General features: G+C 62.7%; 3 protein-coding genes and 1 pseudogene. All 4 read right to left on the bottom strand.

What is annotated here, in order from left to right; translation table 11 throughout:
* The coding region (hybE, locus tag L9Z73_RS30070) for a [NiFe]-hydrogenase assembly chaperone HybE (protein WP_247408576.1) at window positions 1-482 on the bottom strand (482 nt) is incomplete at its 3' end.
* Complete coding sequence (locus L9Z73_RS30065; protein WP_247408575.1) at window positions 469-699, bottom strand: rubredoxin; 231 nt, start codon at window positions 697-699, stop codon at window positions 469-471. The genes hybE and L9Z73_RS30065, both read right to left, overlap by 14 nt.
* A 7-nt stretch (window positions 700-706) precedes the next feature.
* Entirely contained in the window at window positions 707-1,600 is an 894-nt protein-coding gene (locus L9Z73_RS30060; protein ID WP_247408574.1) for a hydrogenase expression/formation protein, read from the bottom strand.
* Window positions 1,597-1,804, bottom strand: a pseudogene (locus L9Z73_RS30055) (hydrogenase); the annotation flags it as partial. The gene L9Z73_RS30060 and the pseudogene L9Z73_RS30055, both read right to left, overlap by 4 nt.

The following is a 1,804-nucleotide window of genomic DNA, read 5'->3' as shown; positions in this document are numbered from 1 at the left end:
CGTCCGAACAACAAGCCACGGCGGCTGATGGCCGGGCGTTCGGGTGGGCGTTCGGGCGCGTCCCGCAACAACGCCAGCACCTGTTCGGCGGTTTGCCGGGCCGCGTCCTGATCGGCGAATTCAAACATCGGTGAAAACAGCGAGCAGCTCTCGTAACCACCGATGTCCTCGCCCTCTGCGCCAATAAAGCTCAGGCACTGGCCGCCAAATTGATGCTCCCCTGACGCCCCCTGGGCCAGGATTGTGCCGGTGTTCTCCGGCAGCCAGATCAGGTTCATGAACCAAGGCGTGATCAGAATGCCGAGCACCCCGGTTGCCGCGTTTTCCCCGGCGATTTGCGCGCTAAAGCCCACCGCCTCGACCACCAGTTGTTGATTGAGAAACGGCAACCCGCGCATGCGTGTGTCGGCGATGCCCTGGAAATGCGTGCACAGGGTTCGTGCCTGTTGCGCCGGGCAGTCTTGCCACTCAGACAGGTTCATCGATCACCATGAACTGCTCCGCATCGCCATCGCAGTTCGGGCAACGCCAATGGTCCGGCAACGCGGAGAACGGCGTGCCGGGCTCGATCTGCCAGACCGGGTCACCTTCGCGCGGGTCATACACCCACCAGCAAATTTTGCATTCCAGGCGGGTGGCATCGCTGATCCGGGCGTTGTCGCCGCCGTAGCTGCCTTCGAAGCTGGTTTTTTCGTTCATCTTGACCTCACTGCCCTTCGAACCACTGGATAACGTCTTCGAAGCGCTCCAGCGAGTCGGCCAGGTCTTCGGGGGCGGCGCAGATCACTTCCGGCAGGTCGGTGATTTCGATGGTGTCGAGGATTTGCGCATCCTGCGAGTTGAAGTACGTGATGCGCCAGCAGTTCTGGATCCGGGTGGCGCTGATCAGGCAATTGCCATAGCCACGGGCCAATGCGCGCACAGGGCCGGCGGGCAAATAGGTGTCGAGGAAGGCGATGTCTTGTTCGGACAACGGCAGTAAGGTCAGGTTGATGACATGCACCTGATCGCCGGGTTGCCAGTGTTGGCTGCGGTCTTGTACCTCGGTCAGGATCGCCGGGGCGTTCATGACGCCGAGCGGCAACGGGGACGACAAGTCGAAATCCGCAGGCCGAGCCGCAGCGCGAGCATTGCCGCGCAGTTGCGAGGGCGCGGCGCCCACTTCGACGTGATCGTAGCCCTGGCCGTAGATGCGCCATACGCCGGCGAAGATCGATTCCTGGATACGCAACGACGGCTGCGCGGCAATGATCGCGCTGACTTCGCCTTCGCCCAGCAATTGGTCGAGCAGCTTGCGGTCGCCGATTTCCAGGCCGCTGAGGTCGACGCTTTGCGTGGGCAGGCCGTTGTTGCAGTCTCGCAGGCATTGCAGCAACTGTTGCAATGCTTGCCGGGCGCCGGGCAGCGCCTCCAGCTCTTCAGGTTCGGGCAGCACCGGAATGCTATGGGTATACATGCCCTGAGGCATGCTGATGTATTCGAGCACGTCCTCATCGTCAGGTTGCGAGCCAGGGCCGATATCCACCACGGGGATGTAGTTCAGCGGATCGAACTCCACGGCGTGGCTTTGCGCATCGCGGTTATTGGCATCGTGGTTCATTGGCAACCTCCGGGGGCGCTGACCGGGGCACCGGCAAGCAATGGAATGCGCGCATTGCTTTGGCTCACGGCACTGTCCGCCAGGCGCAGGTATTCGTCCCAGTCGAGCATGCCGCTGAAGGTGGTGACGTAACCCGCATCGCGCAGCCAAACCAGCGACGGCCAGCGGCGCACGGCAAAGCGCGCGGCGACGGCGTCTTCATCC

This window comes from Pseudomonas emilianonis, from assembly GCF_023072625.1.
GTDB classification, from domain to species: Bacteria; Pseudomonadota; Gammaproteobacteria; order Pseudomonadales; family Pseudomonadaceae; genus Aquipseudomonas; species Aquipseudomonas paraveronii.
This window is presented reverse-complemented; position numbering and strand designations above follow the sequence as displayed.

Excerpts from the sequence above, each read along its gene's own strand:
- L9Z73_RS30060 (WP_247408574.1), bottom strand. The coding sequence starts at position 1,600 with ATGAACCACGATGCCAATAACCGCGATGCGCAAAGCCACGCCGTGGAG.
- L9Z73_RS30065 (WP_247408575.1), bottom strand. The coding sequence starts at position 699 with ATGAACGAAAAAACCAGCTTCGAAGGCAGCTACGGCGGCGACAACGCC.